The organism is Pantoea sp. X-Soil-ISGK-275, from assembly GCF_059730795.1.
In genome coordinates this window covers 3,165,149-3,186,177 of sequence record NZ_AP035976.1, presented here as the reverse complement: position 1 = coordinate 3,186,177, position 21,029 = coordinate 3,165,149, and the positions used below count along the sequence as shown (strand labels likewise).

The 21,029-nt window shown below is 54.3% G+C and carries 23 protein-coding genes; 16 read left to right on the top strand and 7 right to left on the bottom strand.

Going from position 1 to position 21,029, the window contains the following annotated elements:
* Positions 1-79 precede the first annotated feature (79 nt).
* Positions 80-958 (bottom strand): NAD(+) kinase, encoded by an 879-nt coding sequence (nadK, locus tag AC6I8A_RS14845; protein ID WP_008101540.1) that lies wholly within the window; start codon positions 956-958, stop codon positions 80-82.
* A 122-nt stretch (positions 959-1,080) separates the two neighbouring features.
* Here nadK and grpE point away from each other — a divergent pair, with 122 nt between their 5' ends.
* Positions 1,081-1,659, top strand: a complete 579-nt coding sequence (gene grpE / locus AC6I8A_RS14840; RefSeq protein ID WP_154155627.1) for a nucleotide exchange factor GrpE — start codon at positions 1,081-1,083, stop codon at positions 1,657-1,659.
* 46 nt (positions 1,660-1,705) lie between these two features.
* Here the strand turns inward: grpE and ung are convergent, their stop codons facing one another.
* A complete protein-coding gene (gene ung / locus AC6I8A_RS14835; RefSeq protein ID WP_497818714.1) occupies positions 1,706-2,383 on the bottom strand; it encodes a uracil-DNA glycosylase in 678 nt (225 codons plus the stop codon).
* Positions 2,384-2,648: 265 nt separating this feature from the next.
* Here ung and grcA point away from each other — a divergent pair, with 265 nt between their 5' ends.
* Positions 2,649-3,032, top strand: coding sequence for an autonomous glycyl radical cofactor GrcA (gene grcA, locus AC6I8A_RS14830; protein WP_256697147.1), 384 nt, complete (start codon positions 2,649-2,651; stop codon positions 3,030-3,032).
* Between the two features lie 185 nt (positions 3,033-3,217).
* Here grcA and srmB read toward each other — a convergent pair whose 3' ends face one another.
* On the bottom strand, positions 3,218-4,546 hold the full coding sequence (srmB, locus tag AC6I8A_RS14825; RefSeq protein WP_497818713.1) for an ATP-dependent RNA helicase SrmB: 1,329 nt from the start codon (positions 4,544-4,546) through the stop codon (positions 3,218-3,220).
* Positions 4,547-4,687: 141 nt separating this feature from the next.
* Here srmB and trmN point away from each other — a divergent pair, with 141 nt between their 5' ends.
* Positions 4,688-5,437 (top strand): tRNA(1)(Val) (adenine(37)-N(6))-methyltransferase TrmN, encoded by a 750-nt coding sequence (trmN, locus tag AC6I8A_RS14820; RefSeq protein ID WP_265300105.1) that lies wholly within the window; start codon positions 4,688-4,690, stop codon positions 5,435-5,437.
* Here trmN and nadB read toward each other — a convergent pair.
* On the bottom strand, positions 5,403-7,040 hold the full coding sequence (gene nadB / locus AC6I8A_RS14815) for an L-aspartate oxidase (protein ID WP_497818712.1): 1,638 nt from the start codon (positions 7,038-7,040) through the stop codon (positions 5,403-5,405). The genes trmN and nadB overlap by 35 nt on opposite strands.
* A 441-nt stretch (positions 7,041-7,481) precedes the next feature.
* Here nadB and rpoE point away from each other — a divergent pair, with 441 nt between their 5' ends.
* From rpoE to acpS, 11 genes are all read left to right on the top strand, one after another.
* Entirely contained in the window at positions 7,482-8,060 is a 579-nt protein-coding gene (rpoE, locus tag AC6I8A_RS14810) for an RNA polymerase sigma factor RpoE (protein ID WP_007886161.1), read from the top strand.
* A gap of 27 nt (positions 8,061-8,087) precedes the next feature.
* The gene (gene rseA / locus AC6I8A_RS14805) at positions 8,088-8,744 is read left to right on the top strand and encodes an anti-sigma-E factor RseA (protein WP_008101525.1); all 657 of its coding nucleotides are present in this window, start codon (positions 8,088-8,090) and stop codon (positions 8,742-8,744) included.
* Positions 8,744-9,700 (top strand): sigma-E factor regulatory protein RseB, encoded by a 957-nt coding sequence (rseB, locus tag AC6I8A_RS14800; RefSeq protein ID WP_008101523.1) that lies wholly within the window; start codon positions 8,744-8,746, stop codon positions 9,698-9,700. The genes rseA and rseB overlap by 1 nt, the downstream gene beginning before the upstream one ends.
* Entirely contained in the window at positions 9,697-10,161 is a 465-nt protein-coding gene (gene rseC, locus AC6I8A_RS14795) for a SoxR-reducing system protein RseC (RefSeq protein WP_008101521.1), read from the top strand. Before rseB ends, rseC begins: the two co-directional genes overlap by 4 nt.
* Before the next feature lie 218 nt (positions 10,162-10,379).
* A complete protein-coding gene (lepA, locus tag AC6I8A_RS14790; RefSeq protein WP_256697141.1) occupies positions 10,380-12,179 on the top strand; it encodes a translation elongation factor 4 in 1,800 nt (599 codons plus the stop codon).
* Between the two features lie 9 nt (positions 12,180-12,188).
* Complete coding sequence (gene lepB, locus AC6I8A_RS14785; RefSeq protein WP_176971030.1) at positions 12,189-13,160, top strand: signal peptidase I; 972 nt, start codon at positions 12,189-12,191, stop codon at positions 13,158-13,160.
* Positions 13,161-13,278: 118 nt separating this feature from the next.
* Positions 13,279-13,959, top strand: a complete 681-nt coding sequence (gene rnc / locus AC6I8A_RS14780; protein ID WP_036620136.1) for a ribonuclease III — start codon at positions 13,279-13,281, stop codon at positions 13,957-13,959.
* A 49-nt stretch (positions 13,960-14,008) separates the two neighbouring features.
* Positions 14,009-14,914 carry a GTPase Era gene (era, locus tag AC6I8A_RS14775; RefSeq protein ID WP_256697140.1) on the top strand — a complete coding sequence of 302 codons (906 nt, stop codon included), beginning with the start codon at positions 14,009-14,011 and terminating at the stop codon, positions 14,912-14,914.
* 3 nt (positions 14,915-14,917) lie between these two features.
* Entirely contained in the window at positions 14,918-15,646 is a 729-nt protein-coding gene (recO, locus tag AC6I8A_RS14770) for a DNA repair protein RecO (protein WP_008101510.1), read from the top strand.
* 70 nt (positions 15,647-15,716) lie between these two features.
* Positions 15,717-16,448 (top strand): pyridoxine 5'-phosphate synthase, encoded by a 732-nt coding sequence (pdxJ, locus tag AC6I8A_RS14765; protein ID WP_007886179.1) that lies wholly within the window; start codon positions 15,717-15,719, stop codon positions 16,446-16,448.
* On the top strand, positions 16,448-16,828 hold the full coding sequence (acpS, locus tag AC6I8A_RS14760) for a holo-ACP synthase (protein ID WP_497818711.1): 381 nt from the start codon (positions 16,448-16,450) through the stop codon (positions 16,826-16,828). Before pdxJ ends, acpS begins: the two co-directional genes overlap by 1 nt.
* Here acpS and AC6I8A_RS14755 read toward each other — a convergent pair.
* Positions 16,825-17,073: a YfhL family 4Fe-4S dicluster ferredoxin gene (locus AC6I8A_RS14755; RefSeq protein ID WP_008101505.1), complete on the bottom strand. Its 249-nt coding sequence runs from the start codon at positions 17,071-17,073 to the stop codon at positions 16,825-16,827. The two genes, acpS and AC6I8A_RS14755, sit on opposite strands and share 4 nt — an antisense overlap.
* Before the next feature lie 55 nt (positions 17,074-17,128).
* Entirely contained in the window at positions 17,129-17,968 is an 840-nt protein-coding gene (locus tag AC6I8A_RS14750; RefSeq protein WP_256697137.1) for a MurR/RpiR family transcriptional regulator, read from the bottom strand.
* A gap of 167 nt (positions 17,969-18,135) precedes the next feature.
* Here AC6I8A_RS14750 and yfhb point away from each other — a divergent pair, with 167 nt between their 5' ends.
* On the top strand, positions 18,136-18,774 hold the full coding sequence (gene yfhb, locus AC6I8A_RS14745) for a phosphatidylglycerophosphatase C (protein ID WP_497818710.1): 639 nt from the start codon (positions 18,136-18,138) through the stop codon (positions 18,772-18,774).
* 64 nt (positions 18,775-18,838) lie between these two features.
* On the top strand, positions 18,839-19,333 hold the full coding sequence (tadA, locus tag AC6I8A_RS14740; RefSeq protein ID WP_008101500.1) for a tRNA adenosine(34) deaminase TadA: 495 nt from the start codon (positions 18,839-18,841) through the stop codon (positions 19,331-19,333).
* On the opposite strand, the gene mltF is transcribed toward tadA, so the two are convergent.
* On the bottom strand, positions 19,330-20,787 hold the full coding sequence (gene mltF, locus AC6I8A_RS14735) for a membrane-bound lytic murein transglycosylase MltF (RefSeq protein ID WP_312179986.1): 1,458 nt from the start codon (positions 20,785-20,787) through the stop codon (positions 19,330-19,332). The genes tadA and mltF overlap by 4 nt on opposite strands.
* Positions 20,788-21,029 lie beyond the last annotated feature (242 nt).

The window sequence follows — 21,029 nt, the reverse complement described above, 5'->3', positions numbered from 1 at the left end:
ACCTGTATGTAAAAACAGATATGGTTTTACATACAGTATATCCTGGTTTTTTATACAGTAAAGTAGTCAGTGCTGATTTTCAGAACAATTTTTTAGACCAACCCAACTTTGAACTTAAGGTATTAAAATAGTTGTAATTTTTTGGATGGATTAGATTGAGGTGATTAGCGCTGCGGCGAATCAGAACGTCTTCACCTTCCTGAATCGGCAAGGCAATCTGGCTGTCACAGCTGATCTCCAGATCGCTGCGCAGGGAAGAAAAACGCAGGCGGATGGTGCTGCTGCTATTGATCACCAGCGGACGCGCTGAGAGCGTATGCGGGAACATCGGGACCAGCGTAATGGCATCCAGTGACGGCGTCAGAATGGGACCGCCCGCCGAGAGCGAGTAGGCGGTTGAACCGGTTGGCGTGGAGATAATTAAACCATCGGAGCGCTGTGAAAAGGCAAACACCTCATCAATATAGACTTCGAATTCAATCATGTGCGCGACTTTACCGGGATGCAGCACCACTTCATTGATGGCGCTACCAATACGCGGCGAGCAATCTTCTTTGCACACCTGCGCCTCGAGCAAGAAGCGACTTTCGACGAAGTAATCGCCCTGCAGCACATCGTCCAGCTGCTGCTGCGCGTTGTCCGGATCGAGATCGGTCAGAAAACCGAGATTGCCACGGTTAATGCCAATGACTTTGATGTCATAGCGCGCCAGCACGCGGGCAGCACCCAGCATGTTGCCATCGCCACCTACTACAACCGCTAAATCAGCGCGTTGACCAATATCCGCAAGGCTGCCGGTTTCGGCATTTTTCAAATCCAGTTCGCGCGCAATCTGCTGCTCGACAATCACCTCATAACCCTTTGCCGTTAGCCAGCGCCAGAGCATTTCATGGGTGGTTAACGCAGTAGGATGGCGCGGATGGCCGACAATCCCGATGCAGTTAAAGTGTTTGTTCATTTAGCGCGAGTTCCTTATAAGCCAAAACGGCCAGGCAATGTGATGGGTTTACTTGAAACCGTCAAACTGATCCCCATAATAAGCCAACCAGCGAGATGAATGTGCAAAACGCGGAGAAATTCATGAGTAGTAAAGAACAGAACACCCCAAACGAGCAAGTCTCAGACGAAATTCAACAGGATCAGCAGCACGTGGACGCAGAGACAACCGCTGAGGTGGATCCGCGTGATGAGCGTATCGCGCAACTGGAAGCCGAGTTAGCCGTGTCGCAAACCGGCGTGCGTGATGCTCAGCTGCGTGCGCAGGCGGAAATCGAGAATATCCGTCGTCGTACTGAAATGGATGTGGAAAAGGCGCATAAATTTGCGCTGGAAAAATTTGCCAACGAGCTGCTGCCAGTGATCGATAGCCTGGAGCGCGCGTTGGAAGTCGCAAACAAAGATAACGCTGAACTGGCTTCGATGATTGAAGGTATCGAGCTGACGCTGAAGTCGCTGCTGGGCGCGGTGCGTAAGTTTGGCGTGGAAGTGGTTGGCGAAACCAATGTGCCATTCAACCCAGAGATTCATCAGGCGATGTCGATGATGGAATCAGAAGAGATGGCGCCAAATCACGTGCTGATGGTGATGCAGCGCGGTTACACCCTCAACGGTCGCCTGCTGCGTCCGGCGATGGTGGCAGTGACCAAAGCCAAAGGCTAATCCGTCGCTATCATAACAACGGCCGCTTAATGCGGCCGTTTGTTTTTTAAGGCAGCACCGGCATCCAGTCAATCGGTGACTGGCCTGATTGGCTCAGCAACGCATTCGCCTGCGAGAAGTGTTTGCTGCCAAAAAAGCCGCGATGCGCAGAGAGCGGGGAGGGGTGCGGGGCTTTCAATACATGATGGCGTTGCGTATCAATGATGCTGCCTTTCTTCTGCGCGTGCGATCCCCACAGCAAGAAAATCACCCCTTCGCGATGCTGATTGATGGCGCTGATAACGTTATCAGTGAAAGTTTCCCAGCCAAAGCGCGCGTGCGAATGCGCCTTATTGGCTTCCACCGTTAACACGGTGTTCAACAGCATCACGCCTTGCGTTGCCCAGCTTTCAAGAAAACCGTGCGTGGGGCGCACAAAGCCGGGCATATCCTGCTCCAGCTCTTTGTACATATTCAGTAATGACGGTGGAATCGCCACGCCGGGCAGCACAGAAAAGGCCAGACCATGCGCCTGATTCGGGCCGTGATAAGGATCCTGACCCAAAATCACCACTTTGATATCGCCCAGTTCGGTCAGCCGAAAGGCATTAAACACATCCTTCTGCGGCGGATACACCGTTACGCCGGCAGCGCGTTCATTGGCCACCGCTTTCAGCGTTTCCACGAAGTAAGGTTTCTCTTTCTCTTCAGCCAGCACGTCGTGCCAGGTCAGCTTCTCAGCCATCATTGACTCCCTGCAAAATAGTGCGCCTAGCTTAACGTGTCGGACTCAACAGCAGAAGGGTAAAAATAATTTGAATATTTACGTAAAAAGTTATCGAGTGAAGTTGTTATGAATCAAGTTGTTAGGTTTTCAGCTTGCAATAGTGACTGGGCGAAATTGATACAGGTCAAAACGGCGGGTTTCTTGCAGTGATATACCACAGCATTCCAAAACCTTATGAACCTCGCTGTCCGGTTGCGACAGCGTAAAGCCCTGGAGACCTACTATGATTACCGGTATTCAAATTACTCAGGCAAATAATCCACAGCTGTTGAACTCATTCTGGCTGCTGGACGATGATAAAGCCGAAGCGCGCTGCCTGTGCGCCAAAGGCGATTTCTCAGAAGATCAGGTTGTTGCTATCAGCGACCTCGGCGAAATCGCTTACCGTGAAATTCCACTTGAGCAGAAGCCGCAGGTGCGCATCGAAGGTGGTCAGCATCTCAACGTCAACGTGCTGCGTCGCGAAACGCTGGAAGATGCCGTCAATCATCCGGAAAAATATCCGCAGTTGACCATTCGCGTATCGGGCTATGCCGTGCGCTTTAACGCGCTGACGCCAGAGCAGCAGCGTGACGTGATTACACGTACATTCACCGAAAGCCTGTAATTGCAGCGCTGACGAAAAGACACACAGCAATACAAGCCGCGCCAATGTTGATTGGCGCGGCTTTTTTATAGGCCGAGTTTAAAAGAAGGCTGCTTGAGGGCGTTTGATAGCGAAAGTGCTTTTTCGCTACGCTTAAAACAAAAAAATCGCCTCAAAAGAGGCGATTAATTACAGCGAGTGCTGTTTTATTCCGCACCAGACTCTGGTGCATCGCTACCGCTTGGCTTGCGGCGTTTACCCACATTTTTGGTGTCGCGATGGCGTTGTTTGACGCGCGGTTTCTCTTGTTCTTTCTCTTTACGCTCTTGACGCTTCGCAAGGGCTTTTTTCGACGGTTTTCCCGTCACTTTAGCACTTGGCGCACGGCTTTCCGGACGCAGCTCATCAATCACACGCGCTTTCAACGGCTCGTTGATGTAACGGGTGATTTTGCCCAGCAGCACGTGATCGTGCGCTTCAACCAGCGAGATGGCGGTACCTTTACGGCCTGCACGCGCGGTACGGCCGATGCGGTGCAGATAGGTATCGGCGGTGCGCGGCAAATCGTAGTTAATCACGTGCGAGATATCGTCAATGTCGATACCGCGCGCAGCAACGTCGGTGGCAATCATCACCTTAACGCGGCCATCATTCATACGTTTGATCGCTTCGTTACGGTTAACCTGCACCATTTCGCCTTCGAGATAGCTGGTGCGAATACCGGCTTCATGAAGCCAGGTGACCAGCTCATGTAGACGTTCACGTTTACGCACAAATACGATGACGCGGGTGGCGTCTGGCTGTTTCAACAGGTGAATCAGCAGCTTGTTTTTATGCTGCAGATCGTCGGCGCGGTAATACCATTGCTGAATCTTTTTACGTTCGCTTTTGCTTGGGTCGGCCTCAATAAAGACTGGCTCGTTGAGCAAACGCTCGGCGAAGTCTTTAATGTGATCGCCTTCCAGCGTCGCCGAGAACAGCAGCGTCTGTTTGCGCCAGCGGGTTTCTGCGGCGATGGTCTCGATGTCCTGCGCAAAGCCCATATCGAGCATGCGGTCAGCTTCATCAAGAATCAGCGTTTCTACTGCGCGGCAGTCAAAGTTCTCTTCTTTGATGTACTGCAGCAAACGGCCGGTAGTCGCGACAACGATGTCCTGGTTTTCGCTGAACACTTCGGCATGGTTCATATACGCCACACCACCGGTGATGGTGGCGATATCCAGATGCGTGTGTTTAGCCAGTTCGCGCGCGTGATCGGCAACCTGCATCGCTAGTTCGCGCGTTGGGGTGATGATTAGAATGCGTGGTGGGCCTGATTTCTTGCGCGGGAAATCGAGCAAGTGCTGTAAAGCGGGCAGCAAAAACGCTGCAGTTTTCCCCGTCCCGGTTGGAGCCGAACCCAGAACGTCACGGCCTTCCAGCGCCGCAGGAATGGTCTCGGCCTGAATAACAGTAGGGCGAGTAAAGCCTTTTTCCTGCAAAGCTTGTAGCAGGCTTTCGTCGAGTTCGAGTTCGGAGAATGTGGTTACGGTCATGGTCTACCTCAGTTTGGGGCGCTGATTATAGACAGAACGAATATAATCTTCATCTGTTTGTGTAGGTATTACAGGCGCAGGTGAATTCCCATCGCCACCACGTTACACTTCCGGCAGTAAAAAATTCAATGGTAGTGAAGTATGTCTCAGGACCAGCCGCAGGTGCGGCCGACGTTAAGAAAAGATGGTTTTACCTTTAAGCAATTTTTCGTGGCGCACGATCGCTGTGCGATGAAAGTCGGCACCGATGGCGTGTTAATCGGGGCCTGGGCGCCAGTGGCAGGTACGCGTCGTATCCTCGATATTGGCTGCGGCAGCGGGTTGATAGCGCTGATGCTGGCGCAACGCACGCCCGATTCGGTAGAGATTGATGCGGTCGAACTGGAAGCCAGTGCGGCGCAACAGGCGCAGGAAAATATGCAGGCCTCGCCGTGGGCAAATCGCATTCATGTGCACCATCAGGATATTGTCAGCTGGAGCGAGCAGTGTGAAAAACGCTTTTCGCTCATCGTCAGCAACCCGCCGTTTTTTGCGCCCGGCATGGCAACAGGCAGTGTCGCGCGTGATACCGCACGCAGCACCGCCACACTCGACCATCTCACGCTGCTGCGCTGTGCCGCCCAGTTGATTGAAGAGGAAGGGCTATTTTGCGTGGTGCTGCCGGCTGAAGCAGGCGAAGCATTGATTTCACTGGCGCTGGCGGATGGCTGGCATCTGCGTTATCGCTACGATGTCGCCGCCTATGCGCAGCGCCCGCCGAATCGCGTGGTGTTGGGCTTTTCGCCCTCCGCCGGTGAAACGTTGCTGGAACGTCTCGCCATTCGTGATGAAGATAAAAGCTATTCAGCCGACTGGCTCAGCCTGGTGAAGGACTTCTACCTATTCCGCTAACTTCGGGCTGCAGGATGGTTGGTAACGCTTCATCCAGCAAATCGGGATTGTCGAGGGTAAAGTGCAGCCCTCGGCTCTCCTTCCGCTCCAGCGCACAGCGCACCATCAGTTCGGCGACCTGCACAAGATTGCGCAGCTCGAGCAAATTGTTAGAGAGACGGAAGTGCGCGTAGTACTCATCAATCTCCTGTTGCAGCAAATTAATGCGCCGCAGTGCGCGCTCCAGACGCTTAGTGGTGCGCACAATGCCCACGTAATCCCACATGAATAGCCGCAGTTCATGCCAGTTATGTTGGATCACTACGCGTTCATCGGCATCATCAACGCGGCTTTCGTCCCACGCGGGCAGATGCTCGACCGCCGCGACGTCCGGCAAGCGTGCGATCATATCTTCAGCCGCTGACCAACCATAGACCAGGCACTCCAGCAAAGAGTTGGATGCCATACGGTTTGCGCCATGCAAGCCGGTATAGCTCACTTCACCTATCGCGTACAGCCCATCCACGTCAGTGCGGCCTTGCCGATCGACCATCACGCCGCCGCAGGTGTAATGCGCTGCTGGCACAATTGGAATCGGCTGTTTGGTGAGATCGAGGCCAAAGGTCAGCAACTTTTCGTAAATCATCGGGAAGTGCGCGCGCACAAAGCTTTCCGGCTGGTGGCTGATGTCAAGATACATACAATCGACGCCTAACCGTTTCATCTCATGATCGATGGCGCGCGCCACAATATCGCGCGGCGCCAGCTCGGCACGCTCATCAAAGTCAGGCATAAAGCGCGTGCCGTCAGGACGCAACAGCCAGGCGCCTTCTCCGCGCAGTGCTTCCGTCAGCAGAAAGTTTTGCGCCTGCGGATGGAATAAACAGGTGGGATGGAATTGATTGAATTCGAGGTTCGCCACGCGGCAACCGGCGCGCCATGCCATGGCAATGCCATCGCCAGACGCTACGTCCGGATTAGTGGTGTACTGATAGACTTTTGCTGCGCCGCCAGTGGCTAGCACCACGGCGCGCGCGCGACAGGTTTCCACCTGCTCACGCTTACGGTTCCAAATCCACGCGCCAACCACGCGACGCTTGCCGGGCAGGCCAAGCTTATCGGAGAGAATCAAATCCACCGCATTGGTGCGTTCGATAATGCGGATGTTGGGATGGCTCAACGCCTGGCTTACCAACGTGGTTTCTACCGCGCGGCCGGTGGCATCGGCGCTGTGCAGAATGCGGCGATGACTGTGTCCACCTTCGCGCGTAAGGTGATAACGCGCTTCGCCATCAGCCTGCGGCTCTTTGTCGAAGGCGACGCCGTTATCAATCAGCCACTGTACGCAGTGACGCGCGTTGCTGGCGATAAAGCTCACCGTATCGCGGTCGCACAAACCTGCGCCGGCAACCAGCGTGTCTTCAACGTGTGATTCGATGCTGTCTGTTTCGTCAAACACCGCCGCAATCCCGCCCTGCGCATACAGCGTTGAGCCCTCATTCACCTGCGCTTTACTCAGCACGGTAACCTGATAATGCGGCGCTAAGCGCAGCGCTAACGATAAACCTGCCGCACCGCTGCCGACGATGAGGACATCACACTGATATTCCGGGAGAGAAGTCATGGTGTTTAATTTACTAAACAAAAGGTGGCTTGAGCATAAGCCCGGATGGGGATGCTGTGAAGTATTTTGAACAAATTGCGCGGAAAAATTATTCAGCAAAGGAAGATAATAACGTGAATTCAGTAAGTTAACTCTGAAATTGCGCACAACGTGTTTTTTATATCAAACACTCTGAAAATTCAGGTAATAAAGGTGAAAATGACGGCGTCATAAGGTACTCTGCCAGCGATTATCGGTGCCGCAAAAGACACCACCAGCGTGGCAAGTCGCTACACTGAAAGACAATCAACAACAATGATGTCGTGGTTCCGATACGGAAAAATTCAGGTCGTAGTGAACTTCAGACCATTTGGTCACTCTAAGCGCATGCTTGCTCTGAACAATGAGATGTGCTGGCAGTTCACTTACGCATAAAAAAGTTTTGGGGAGATATTACCTCGGATGAGCGAGCAGTTAACGGATCAGGTTCTCGTTGAGCGGGTTCAGAAGGGAGATCAAAAGTCCTTTAATTTACTGGTGATTCGATACCAGCATAAAGTGGCGAGCCTGGTTTCACGCTATGTTCCGTCAGGCGATGTGCCTGATGTGGTTCAGGAATCTTTTATTAAAGCGTATCGCGCACTGGAATCGTTCCGTGGCGACAGCGCCTTTTATACATGGCTGTACCGCATCGCGGTCAATACAGCAAAAAATTATCTGGTTGCTCAGGGGCGACGTCCGCCATCCAGTGATGTGGATGCGATTGATGCGGAAAATTTCGAAAGTGCAGGTGCACTGAAAGAAATTTCGAACCCTGAGAACTTAATGTTGTCTGAGGAACTGAAACAAATCGTCTTTCGTACCATTGAGGCGCTTCCCGAAGATCTTCGTATGGCCATTACCCTCAGGGAATTGGATGGCCTGAGTTACGAAGAGATTGCCGTCATCATGGATTGTCCGGTCGGTACCGTACGTTCGCGTATCTTCCGTGCACGAGAGGCTATTGATAATAAAGTTCAACCGCTTATCCAACGTCAGTGATAACGGCTACTGGAAGGGTACCAAGGCATGCAGAAAGAAAAACTTTCCGCTTTAATGGATGGTGAAACATTAGATAACGAGCTGTTGGCGTCGTTATCTAAGGATGCGGATCTTCAGCAAAGCTGGGAAAGCTACCATCTCATCCGCGACACCTTACGAGGTGATATCGGAGAAGTGCTGCATTTTGATATCTCCGCACGTGTGGCTGCGGCCATCGAAAACGAGCCGGCACGCAAAGTCACTCCGCTGATCCCTGAAGCGCAGCCTGAGCCGTCACGTTACGAGAAGATGCCGTTCTGGCGTCGCGGTGGCAGTTGGGCGGCACAGCTGACGCAAGTCGGTGTTGCTGCTTGTGTTTCACTGGCGGTGATTGTCGGTGTTCAGCACTACAACAGTTCACCCACCGGCAGCGCGACTGAAGCGTCCGATTCACCGGCATTCAATACCTTGCCGATGATGGGTAAAGCTTCTCCGGTTAGCTTAGGCGTGCCTTCTGAAGCCTTTGACACCAACAGCTCTAATCAGCAGGTGCAGGAGCAGCGTCGTCGCGTCAATGCCATGCTACAGGATTATGAACTGCAACGTCGTCTGCATGCCGATCAGGTTCAGTTTGAGAAAAACGATCCGCAACAGGCTCAGGCTAATGTTCCCGGAAATCAGTCGTTAGGAACTCAGCAGCAGTAATGAAGCAGCTTTGGTGTGCCGTTAGCCTGCTGGCAGGCAGCCTGTTTTGCTCATCTATCGCCTCGGCGCAGACCTCTGCGTCCGGTGCGTTGTTACAACAGATGGAGCAGGCAAGCCAGAACCTCAACTACGAATTTGCCTACATCAATGTCTCGCGTCTCGGCATTGAATCCCTGCGTTATCGCCACGCGGTTATCGACAATCGTATCTTTGCCCAACTGCTGCAGATGGACGGACCGCGCCGTGAAGTGATCCAGCGTGGAAACGACATCAGCTATTTCGAGCCGGGATTAGATCCCTTCTCGCTGCCGGGCAATCACATCATCGATGCGTTACCTGGTTTGATGTTCGCCGACTTCTCCCGTTTGGGTGAAGCCTACGATTTCATTCCGGTTGGCCGCTCGCGCATGGCCGATCAAATGTGCGAAGTGGTGCGCATCGTGTCACGTGATGGCACGCGCTACAGCTACGTTGTGTGGCTGGATGTGGATACCAAATTGCCGCTGCGCATCGATCTGCTCGATCGTGATGGTGAAACGCTGGAGCAGTTCCGCGTCATCAGCTTTGCCGTCGATGAAGGCGTGCGCAACTTGATGCAAGGGCTGGAGAAGGCCAACTTGCCGCCATCGCTGTCTTTACCTGCGGGTGATAAAGTTGAACTCAGCTGGCAGCCAGGCTGGCTCCCGGCGGGCATGAAACTGATCTCACAAAGTCGCCGTGATATCCCGTCGATGAACAAAACGGTCGAATCGCGCCTGTACAGCGATGGCCTGTTTAGCTTCGCCATCAACGTTACGCCAGCCGATAAAAGCAGCAGCGTGCAGGCATTGCGCACTGGGCGTCGTACGGTGCAGACAGAAGTACGCAATAATAACGAAATCACGGTGGTGGGCGAGTTACCGCCAGCCACTGCTAAACGTATTGCGGACAGCATAGATTCGGGTTCACCAAAATGATGAGAGAATGGGCCACCGTGGTGGCGTGGAAAGAAGGCATTGCCACCCTGCACACGGAAGCGAAAACGTCTTGTAACAGCTGCTCAGCGCGTAAAGGCTGCGGCAGCCACGCGCTTAATCAGCTGGGGCCGAAAAATGCCCACGTGATGACTATCGCCAGTGCGGAGCCGTTGCAACCCGGCCAGCGCATCGAGTTAGGCATCCGCGAAAGCAGCTTGTTGGGTTCCGCTTTGCTGGTTTACATGACGCCGCTGTTTGGCCTGTTTTTAGTGGCGGGCATCTTTCAGATGCTGTTTGCCAGCGATCTGGCTGCGGCCTGTGGCGCGCTCTTAGGCGGCATTGGCGGCTTTATCGTTGCTAAAGGTGTATCCAAACTCTTCGGCGATCGCGAGGCTTTCCAGCCGGTGATTCTTAGCGTTGCGTTACCGCCTGATGCGTTGCGCGTGGAAAGCGAAGCGTGATCCCCGTCCAGGCCGCATTTGATGCGGCCTTTCTCAATCGGCTTAACCGCTGAAATCTGTTGCGATTCCCCACAGTTCCATTCTTTAACGCGCGGCGTTAACAGTGTAATATGCGTCGTCATTAATGAGGCCGACAGGGTTCCGGGTAAAGCTCACTTTCCTGAATGTGTCCGTGCTCAAGTTTCCCACTGGTTTTCTACGTGAAGATATTCATATAAATGAAGCATATACGAAATTTCTCCATCATCGCTCACATTGACCACGGCAAATCAACGCTCTCTGACCGTTTGATTCAAATTTGTGGTGGCCTGAGCGATCGTGAGATGGCGGCGCAGGTTCTGGACTCCATGGATCTGGAACGTGAGCGCGGCATTACCATTAAAGCGCAGAGCGTGACGCTCGATTACAAAGCGCTGAACGGTGAAACTTACCAGCTCAATTTTATCGATACTCCCGGTCACGTTGACTTCTCCTATGAAGTTTCCCGCTCGCTGGCGGCGTGTGAAGGAGCATTGCTGGTGGTCGATGCAGGGCAGGGCGTTGAAGCGCAGACGCTGGCAAACTGCTACACCGCAATGGAAATGGATCTGGAAGTGGTACCGGTACTGAACAAAATCGACCTGCCTGCCGCCGATCCAGAGCGCGTAGCGGAAGAGATTGAAGATATCGTCGGCATTGATGCGACCGATGCGGTGCGTTGCTCGGCGAAAACCGGCGTTGGCGTACCCGACGTGCTGGAACGTCTGGTGCGTGACATCCCGCCGCCAGAAGGTGATCCGGAAGGTCCGCTGCAGGCGCTGATCATCGATTCCTGGTTCGATAACTACCTTGGTGTGGTCTCGCTGATTCGTATTAAGAACGGCACGCTGCGCAAAGGCGACAAAGTTAAAGTCATGAGCTCCGGTCAAAGCTACAACGCTGACCGTCTCGGCATTTTCACGCCGAAGCGTGTTGATCGCAATGAACTGAACTGCGGTGAAGTAGGCTGGCTGGTGTGTGCGATTAAAGACATTCTCGGCGCACCTGTGGGCGATACTCTGACCTTGCAGCGCAATCCGGCAGAGAACGTGTTGCCTGGCTTCAAGAAAGTGAAGCCACAGGTTTACGCCGGTCTGTTCCCGATCAGCTCTGACGACTATGAAGCGTTCCGTGATGCGCTGGGCAAATTGAGCCTGAACGATGCGTCCCTGTTCTATGAGCCAGAGAGCTCAACGGCGCTGGGCTTCGGTTTCCGCATCGGCTTCCTCGGTCTGCTGCACATGGAGATCATTCAGGAGCGTCTTGAGCGTGAATACGATCTGGATCTGATCACCACCGCGCCAACCGTCGTGTATGAAGTGGAAACCACCGACGGCGAAACTATCTACGTTGATAGCCCGTCGAAGCTGCCACCGCTGAACAATATTGCTGAGCTGCGTGAGCCGATTGCGGAGTGTCACATGCTGCTGCCGCAGGAGTTCCTCGGCAACGTCATTACGCTGTGTATCGAAAAACGTGGCGTGCAAACCAACATGGTTTACCACGGCAAGCAGGTTGCGCTGACGTATGAGATTCCGATGGCAGAAGTGGTTCTCGACTTCTTTGACCGTCTGAAATCAACCTCGCGCGGCTATGCCTCGCTGGATTATAACTTCAAACGTTTCCAGACCTCTGACATGGTGCGTGTCGACGTGATGATTAACTCAGAACGTGTTGATGCGCTGGCGCTGATTACTCACCGTGATAACTCACAATATCGTGGCCGCGATCTGGTGGAGAAGATGAAAGATCTGATCCCACGTCAGCAGTTTGATATTGCGATTCAGGCGGCAATCGGCAACCACATTATCGCTCGCTCAACGGTAAAACAGCTGCGTAAAAACGTCCTGGCGAAATGCTATGGCGGTGACGTGAGCCGTAAGAAGAAACTGTTGCAGAAGCAGAAAGACGGTAAGAAGCGAATGAAGCAGGTCGGCAACGTTGAGCTGCCGCAGGAAGCATTCCTTGCCATTCTGCATGTCGGTAAAGACAGCAAATAAGGATTTTTAATGGCTAACATGTTCGCCCTGGTTTTAGTGATCGCCACACTGATCACTGGCGTTATCTGGTGTATCGATCGCTTTAAATGGGCACCGGCGCGTCGTGCGAAGCAGGCTGCTGCGCAAGCGCAGGCTGGCAACGCACTCGACAGTAAAACGCTGGCGAAAGTAGCCGCGCAGCCGGGTTGGGTAGAAACCACCGCATCGGTGTTCCCAGTGTTGGCGGTGGTTTTGATCGTACGTTCGTTTATTTTTGAGCCGTTCCAGATTCCATCGGGCTCAATGATGCCAACGCTGCTGATTGGCGACTTCATCCTGGTGGAGAAGTTTGCTTACGGCATTAAAGATCCGATTACTCAAACCACGCTGATCCCAACCGGCCATCCGCAGCGCGGTGATGTCGCGGTATTCAAATACCCGAAAGATCCAAGCGTGGATTACATCAAGCGCGTGATTGGCTTGCCAGGCGACAAAGTGGTGTTTGATCCTTACAGCAAAACCCTGACCATCAATCCGGGTTGCAGCAGCGGCAATTGCGACACGGCGCTGCCGGTGACTTACACTAACGTTGAGCCAAGCAACTTCATTCAGACCTTCAGCGGCTTTGATGGCAATGAAACCGGCAACGGCTTCTTCCAGGCGCCGCAGGGCGAAACCATGAAGGGCGGCCTGCGTCTCGGCACCCGTAAAGAGACATTGGGCAACGTAACGCACGATATCTTGCTGGTAAACGAAGCGCAAAGTCAGGCAAGCATGTATTATCAGCAGCCGGGCCAGCCGCAATCGACCTGGATTGTGCCGCAAGGGCAGTATTTCATGATGGGCGATAACCGCGATAACAGCGCCGACAGCCGCTACTGGGGCTTTGTGCCCGAGAAGAATCTGGTCGGCAAAGCGGTGGCTATCTGGATGAGCTTCGAAAAACAAGAAGGACAGTGGCCGACCGGCGTGCGCTTTAGCCGCATTGGTGGGATTCACTAATTATCTTCAAAAAAGGTTGGCCTCTCTTTCGGGAGGCCAGTGCACACCAAACAGAACAGGTTGGAACCTCAGCCCTGTTTCGTATGCAGTGATAGACGCACAGAACAACTGGAATAGCATGAACCCCATCGTCATTAACAAGCTGCAGCGCAAACTGGGCTACACTTTTACTCATCCGGATTTATTGCAGCAGGCACTGACGCACCGTAGCGCCAGCAGCAAACACAATGAACGTCTTGAATTTCTTGGCGATTCTATTCTCAGCTACGTGATCGCCAATGCGCTCTATCACCGCTTCCCGCGCGTGGACGAAGGCGACATGAGCCGCATGCGTGCCACCTTGGTGCGCGGCAATACGCTGGCGGAGATGGCGCGCGAGTTCGACCTTGGCGAATGTTTACGCCTCGGTCCGGGCGAGCTGAAAAGCGGCGGTTTCCGTCGCGAATCGATCCTCGCGGATACCGTTGAAGCCTTGATCGGCGGCATTTTCCTCGACAGCAGCATTCAAACCGTCGAAAAGTTAATTCTCGACTGGTATCACTCGCGACTGGAACAGATCAGTCCGGGCGATAAACAAAAAGATCCGAAAACGCGCCTGCAGGAGTATTTGCAGGGACGTCATCTGCCACTGCCATCGTATTTGGTGGTGCAGGTGCGTGGCGAAGCCCACGATCAGGAATTCACCATTCACTGTCAGGTGAGTGGCATGGCAGAACCGGTGGTGGGCATTGGCTCCAGCCGCCGTAAAGCCGAGCAAGCAGCCGCCGAACAGGCGTTAATTAAGCTTGGCCTCGAATAAATAGTCACATCGCAGCGTCGACAGCGACGCTGCCCAAGTCAGGACTCGAATGAGCGAACTCGAAACATATAGCGGCTTTATCGCGATTGTAGGCCGACCAAACGTCGGTAAATCCACTTTGCTGAACCAGTTGCTGGGGCAGAAAGTGTCGATCACTTCACGCAAGCCGCAAACCACGCGTCACCGCATCATGGGCATCCACACCGAAGGCGCTTATCAGGCGATCTACGTAGATACGCCAGGGCTGCACATGGAAGAGAAGCGGGCGATCAACCGCCTGATGAACCGTGCCGCCAGTAGCTCCATCGGTGACGTTGAGCTGGTGATTTTTGTAGTTGAAGGCACGCGCTGGACACCAGACGACGAGATGGTGCTCAACAAGCTGCGTGATAACAAAGTTCCTGTGGTATTGGCGATCAATAAAGTCGACAACATTCAGGACAAGAGCATTCTGTTGCCGCATCTTCAGTTCCTCAGCCAGCAGATGAACTTCCTCGAAATCGTTCCGATCTCAGCGGAAAGCGGCAAAAACGTTGATGCTATTGCAGCAATTGCGCGCAAATGCCTGCCAAAATCTGAGCACCATTTCCCGGAAGATTATGTCACTGACCGCTCACAGCGCTTTATGGCGTCTGAGATCATCCGTGAAAAATTGATGCGCTTCCTTGGTGCTGAGCTGCCTTACTCCGTTACTGTAGAAATTGAGCAGTTTGTGTCTAACGATCGCGGCGGTTACGACATCAATGGCCTGATCCTCGTTGAGCGCGAAGGCCAGAAGAAGATGGTCATCGGCAATAAAGGCGCCAAGATCAAAACCATCGGCATTGAATCGCGTAAAGACATGGAAGAGATGTTTGAAGCGAAAGTGCATCTCGAACTGTGGGTTAAAGTGAAATCTGGCTGGGCGGACGATGAACGTGCGCTGCGCAGCTTAGGTTACTCTGACGAAGGTTAATTGATGGAAGGCTGGCAACGCGCCTTTGTGCTGCACAGTCGCCCCTACAGCGAAACCAGCCTGCTCCTCGATCTGTTCAGCGAAAGTGAAGGGCGCGTCCGCGTCCTTGCCAAAGGCGCCCGCTCGCGCCGCTCTCAATTGAAAGGTGCACTGCAACCTTTTACGCCACTGCTGGTGCGCTGGGGCGGACGCGGTGACGTCAAAACGCTGCGCAATGCCGAAGCCGTTTCGCTGGCATTGCCGCTCAGCGGCATCACGCTCTATTGCGGACTCTACGTCAACGAGCTGCTATCGCGCGTGCTGGAGCAGCAAATTCCCTTCTCTGACATGTTCTTCGATTACCTGAATTGCATCCAAACGCTGGCGGCAGGCAACGGCTCGCCTGAACCGGCACTACGTCGCTTTGAGCTGGCGCTGCTTGGGCATCTCGGCTACGGCGTGGATTTTCTGCATTGTGCAGGCAGTGGCGAAGAGGTAGCCGATGGCATGACCTACAGCTACCGCGAAGAGAAGGGCTTCATCGCCAGTTTGGTGGTCAATCAGCGCAGCTTTACCGGCCGCCAGCTGCGGGCGTTGTGGGAACGCGAATTCCCCGATGCCGATACTCTACGCGCCGCCAAACGCTTTACGCGTATGGCGCTGAAGCCCTATCTTGGCGGCAAACCGCTGAAGAGCCAGGAACTGTTTCGCCAGTTTGTGCCAAAAAAGAAACCCGATGTGGCAAACGACTAGCGCTGGTCGTACCGCCTGATATATTCAGCGCGGTACACTGCAAACACACTGAACACATTTAAGGATTGTCATGGCTGAGTTGCTATTAGGCGTCAACATTGACCACATTGCCACCGTACGTAATGCACGTGGCACAAACTATCCCGATCCGGTGCAGGCCGCGTTTGTAGCTGAGCAGGCCGGCGCCGACGGCATTACCGTGCATCTGCGTGAAGATCGCCGCCACATCACCGATCGCGATGTGCGCATTCTGCGTGACACCATCCAGACGCGCATGAATCTGGAGATGGCGGTCACTGACGAGATGATCGACATTGCCTGCGAAATCAAGCCGCACTTTGTTTGTCTGGTGCCGGAAAAGCGTCAGGAAGTGACGACCGAAGGCGGGCTGGATGTGGCGGGCCAGCAGGATAAAATCAATGCTGCGGTGCGCCTGTTGAGCGATGCCGGCATTCTGGTTTCGTTATTTATTGATGCCGATCACCGCCAGATTGAAGCAGCGGTTGCCAGCGGCGCGCCTTACATCGAAATTCATACCGGCGCCTATGCCGAAGCGCCCGAAGGTCTCGCGCGCCAGGCAGAGCTGTCACGCATTCGTAAAGCCGCGACTTTCGCCGCCAGCCTTGGCCTGAAAGTGAATGCCGGCCACGGTTTGACCTACCACAACGTGCAGCCGATTGCTGAACTGCCGGAAATGCACGAGCTGAATATCGGCCATGCGATTATTGGTCGTGCGCTGTTCAGCGGTCTGGCAGATGCGGTCAGCGAAATGAAGCAGCTGATGCGGGAAGCGCGTCGCTAATGGCCATTCTCGGACTCGGCAGCGATATCGTAGAGATCGAGCGCATTGCGGGCGTCATTGAGCGCTCCGGCGACCGTCTGGCGCGCCGCGTATTAAGCGAAGCCGAGTGGCAACAATATCAGGTGCACCAGCAACCGGTGCGCTTTCTGGCCAAACGGTTTGCGGTGAAAGAGGCGGCAGCAAAAGCCTTCGGCACCGGCATTCGCGGTGGGCTGGCGTTCAATCAGTTCGAAGTCTACAACGATGCGCTGGGCAAGCCGGGATTACGTTTCTTTGAGCAGGCCAAAGTGATTGCCAGCCAGCTCGGCGTGAAGCACGTGCATGTGACGTTAGCGGATGAACGCCATTACGCCTGCGCAACGGTGATTATCGAGAACTAAGGGTGCAACACCACGAACTTCTCCCACAGCGCCTCGCGGCTTTCCGGGTGCTGTGGATCGAGAATAATGGTGTTATCAATCGGGCAGACGCTTTGGCAGGTCGGCACATCATAATGGCCCACGCACTCGGTGCAGCGGTCGACGTCAATCTCATAGATCGCATCGCCTAAGCTGATTGCCTGGTTTGGGCATTCAGGTTCGCACATATCGCAATTGATGCATTTAGTGGTGATGAGCAGGGCCATAGCGGAAGTCCAATAACAGCAGAAAAGGCGCGGGTATTATACGCGCCTGATCTCATCAGACCAGCTTTTTCACCAACTCTTCGCTGTGGCGAATGTGGCTGGAGGCGCGTTCGGGATCGTTTTGTACCAGCGCCATAAACAGCAAATCGGTCAGCGCCAGCTGCGCGCTGGTCGACGAGATCGCCGCGCTACGCGTGCTTTGCTCTTCCGCCACGGTGTAGAGGCAAACCGTGGCGCATTGCTGCAGGGCATTCGGCGTAAAACCGGTGAAGGCCAACACATCGGCACCGACCTGCGCGGCTTCCTGCGCCGCCAGATTGATTTCGCGGCGTTCGCCCGTATAGGAGATCGCCAGCAGCACATCGCCTGGCGCCATTGCTTGCACGCTGGCGAGCAAGGCGTGCATATCCTGTTCCGCCACCGCATTAATGCCGATCTTCATCAGCTTCCACGAAAAATCTTTCGCCACTAAACCGGACGCACCGATGCCGACCAGCAAAATACGATTAGCGTTTTTCAGCAGCTGCAAGGTTAGCAGCAGCTTCTCTTCGCTGTTGATATCCAGCGTGGCGCGGATCGCCGAGATCTTCTCGGTCAGCAACTTTTCGCCAACCACTTTCAGCGGATCGTCGCTGAGAATATGGTTATGCACGGTAATCGCATCGCGATCGGCCATCGACTCGCTCAGCGCCAGCTTTAGCGCCGGAAAGCCTTTATAGCCGAGCTTTTGGGCGAACTTCACCACGCTGGATTGGCTGACGCCCGATTCCTCGGCGAGTTTTTGTGAACTGAGATGCCGTGCACGATCCGGCTGCGACAGCAAAAAATCCGCCAGCCGACGCTCATTTAGCGCCAGTCGCGGGTAGAGCTGACGAATGCGCAGCAATGAACTCATGGTTCGATCCTTAATTCCTTTATCCGCAAACAGCGCGTAAACGCGAAGAATAAACTATTCAAATGGCATTGTAGTCATTGGAATTAAAAATAGCAGCTTTCGCCTCGAACGCCGAAGCTGGCTACACTGTAGTGCAGAAACCGCGAAGGATAGAGAAGGAGTGCTGTTTGACAAAGGGTACACAACGACGCGTGGTGTTTTTCGATCTCGATGGCACGCTACATCAGCAAGACATGTTTGGCACCTTTATGCGCTATCTGCTGCGACGTCAGCCGATCAATCTGCTGCTGGTGGTGCCGCTGTTGCCGGTGATCGGTCTCGGCATGCTGTTCAAAGGCCGCGCCGCACGCTGGCCGATGAGTTTATTACTGTGGGCGATCACTTTCGGCCACAGCGAAACACGTCTGCGCCAGCGTGAGGCTGAATTCGCCGAGTGGTTCCGCCAGCGTGTTACCGCATTTCCGGTGGTGCAGCAGCGGCTTACCGACTACCTCAGCAGTAACGATGCCGATGTCTGGCTGATTACCGGTTCGCCGCAGTCGCTGGTGGAGCAAGTCTATTTCGATTCGGCCTTCTTACCGCGCGTGCAGTTGATTGCCAGCCAGATGAAACCGGGCCGTGGCGGACGTTTGCTGTCAATGCGCTGCCTCGGCCATGAAAAGGTGGCGCAGCTGGAGGAGAAAATCGGCACGCCGCTGCAACTGTATAGCGGCTACAGCGACAGCAAACATGACAACCCGCTGCTGTTCTTCTGTCAGCACCGCTGGCGCGTCACGCCAAGCGGTGAGCTGCAACAGCTGGAATAACGCTTCGATTCCGGCAGCAGCATCGTTATAATGCGCCGCCTTAAATGTCCGCAGGAGCTGCCCGGTGAACCCACAAACTGATGAATATTGGATGCGTTATGCGCTGGAACTGGCGAAGCGCGCGTGGGAGCAGGGCGAAGTGCCGGTTGGTGCGGTGCTGGTGCAGGGTGACAAGGTGATTGGCGAAGGCTGGAATCGGCCGATTGGTCAGCACGATCCTACCGCACATGCCGAGATCATGGCGCTGCGCCAGGGCGGCAAAGTACTGGAAAACTATCGTCTGCTGGATACCACGCTGTACGTCACGCTGGAACCCTGCGTGATGTGCGCCGGTGCGATGGTGCACAGCCGCATCACGAGGCTGGTGTATGGCGCTAAAGATGAGAAAACCGGCGCGGCCGGTTCACTGCTGGATGTGATTGGTCATCCCGGCATGAATCATCAAATTCAGATTGATTGCGGCGTGCTGGCGGAAGAGTGTGCCGGGATGCTGAGTGACTTCTTCCGCATGCGTCGCGAGCAGAAGAAGGCGCTGCGTCAGGCGCAGCGCACCGGTTAATTCATCGCAATTTTCGGTTCGACCGCCGGGTAACCGGCGCCTAATTCCGCTTCCAGCGCAGACTGCTGCGCTAAACGCTTCTCCTGCTCCTGCAAATATCCCACCAAACTGATCTGATACTTACGGATGTTCTCAACGTAGTTATAGGCTTCGTGGCCGCGCGCATAGCCGTAAGTGGTTTGCGTGTAGTAGCGCTTCTGACTGAGCATTGGCAGACGCAGCTTCACATCGGCCCAGCTGTCCGGATTGCCGCCCTGTTTTGCCGTCAGCTTGCGCACGTCCAGCATGTGCGCGTAGCCCATGTTATATGCCGCCAGCGCGAACCAGATACGTTCCTCTTCCGGAATGGTCTCCGGCACTTTCTCCATCATGCGCTTGAGATATTCGCTGCCGCCGCGAATGCTCTGTTCGGGATCGAGGCGATCGTCAACGTCGAGGCTATCGGCGGTATTGCGCGTCAACATCATCATGCCGCGCACGCCGGTTGGCGACGTAGCCTGCGGATTCCAGTGCGATTCCTGATAAGAGATCGCCGCCAGTAAACGCCAATCCATGCTGGCAGAATATTTCTCAAACAGCGGTTTGATATCCGGCAGCGTGTGATCAATGGCGCGCAGGAAGGTGCGGGTATCAACGTAGTCAAAGGTGCCAACGTGGCCGAGATACTTCTCTTCCAGCCGCGCCATGGTGCCTTCCTCGCCCATCTGGCTGTAGAAGTCGAGCATCGCCGCGCTCAGGCTGTCGTCATCGTTACGCGGCAAATACCAGGTTACCGGCTCTTCATCGGTCACATCAAACGCCACCGCCAGCTGCGGATGAATGCGCTGTAGCAGGCCGATGGTGACCGAATCGCCCACCGTATAATCGAGTTTGCCGTCGGCAACCGCTTCAAGCAGCGCTTTCTGGCCCTGATCGGTGGAGATAGCCCAGTCGAGATCGGGATAGCTGTCAGCTTTGGCGGAACGTAAAGTTGACAGATATGCCGAACCGGACTGCACAATCAGGCGGCCTTTGAGATCGCCCAGATTCTTCGGCCGGGGCTTATCAATGCGGTACACCAGCTGCTGCGACACCGAATAGTAGCTCGGGCCACTTTGGTAGTGTGCGAGGCGCTCGCTGTTGTAGATCAAGCCGGCAGCCAGCAAATCCGCTTTTCCGTCATCGAGGTCGTCAAACAGATCGCCGAGGTTAGGACGCACCTCAACTTCCAGTTTCACGCCCAGGTAATCGGCGAAGCGCTTCGCCAGCTCGTAGTCCATACCGGCTGGTGCATTGTTAATGGTGTAGTAAGTCAGCGGAGAGTTAACGGTACTGATGCGCAGCACTCCGCGTGATTTGATCTGTGATAGCGCGTCTGTTCCGCCCCCGTACCACGGGATGGAAGGCCACAATGCTAGCGCAAGCAGCACGGTGATCAGACCGATAAACAGATAGTTTATTTTTAGGCGTTTCAAATAGTTGTCTCGTAATGGCTCACAGGCCTCTGTCTTTTAAAGGCAGTATTTATGTTGTTTTAACTCCCAGAGCGAGGGGCATTTTGCGCAACAAAAAGGGGCAGGGCAACTTTTATAGCAAGAATTGTGCAAAATTCAGCCAAACGCCAGGTGCCAGAATTTATGCGCAAACGGTTTCGTAACCCGTGCTGTTTCTCTATAATACCGCCCGTTTTCCCCTGTTGCGCCCAATGAAGCGTCGC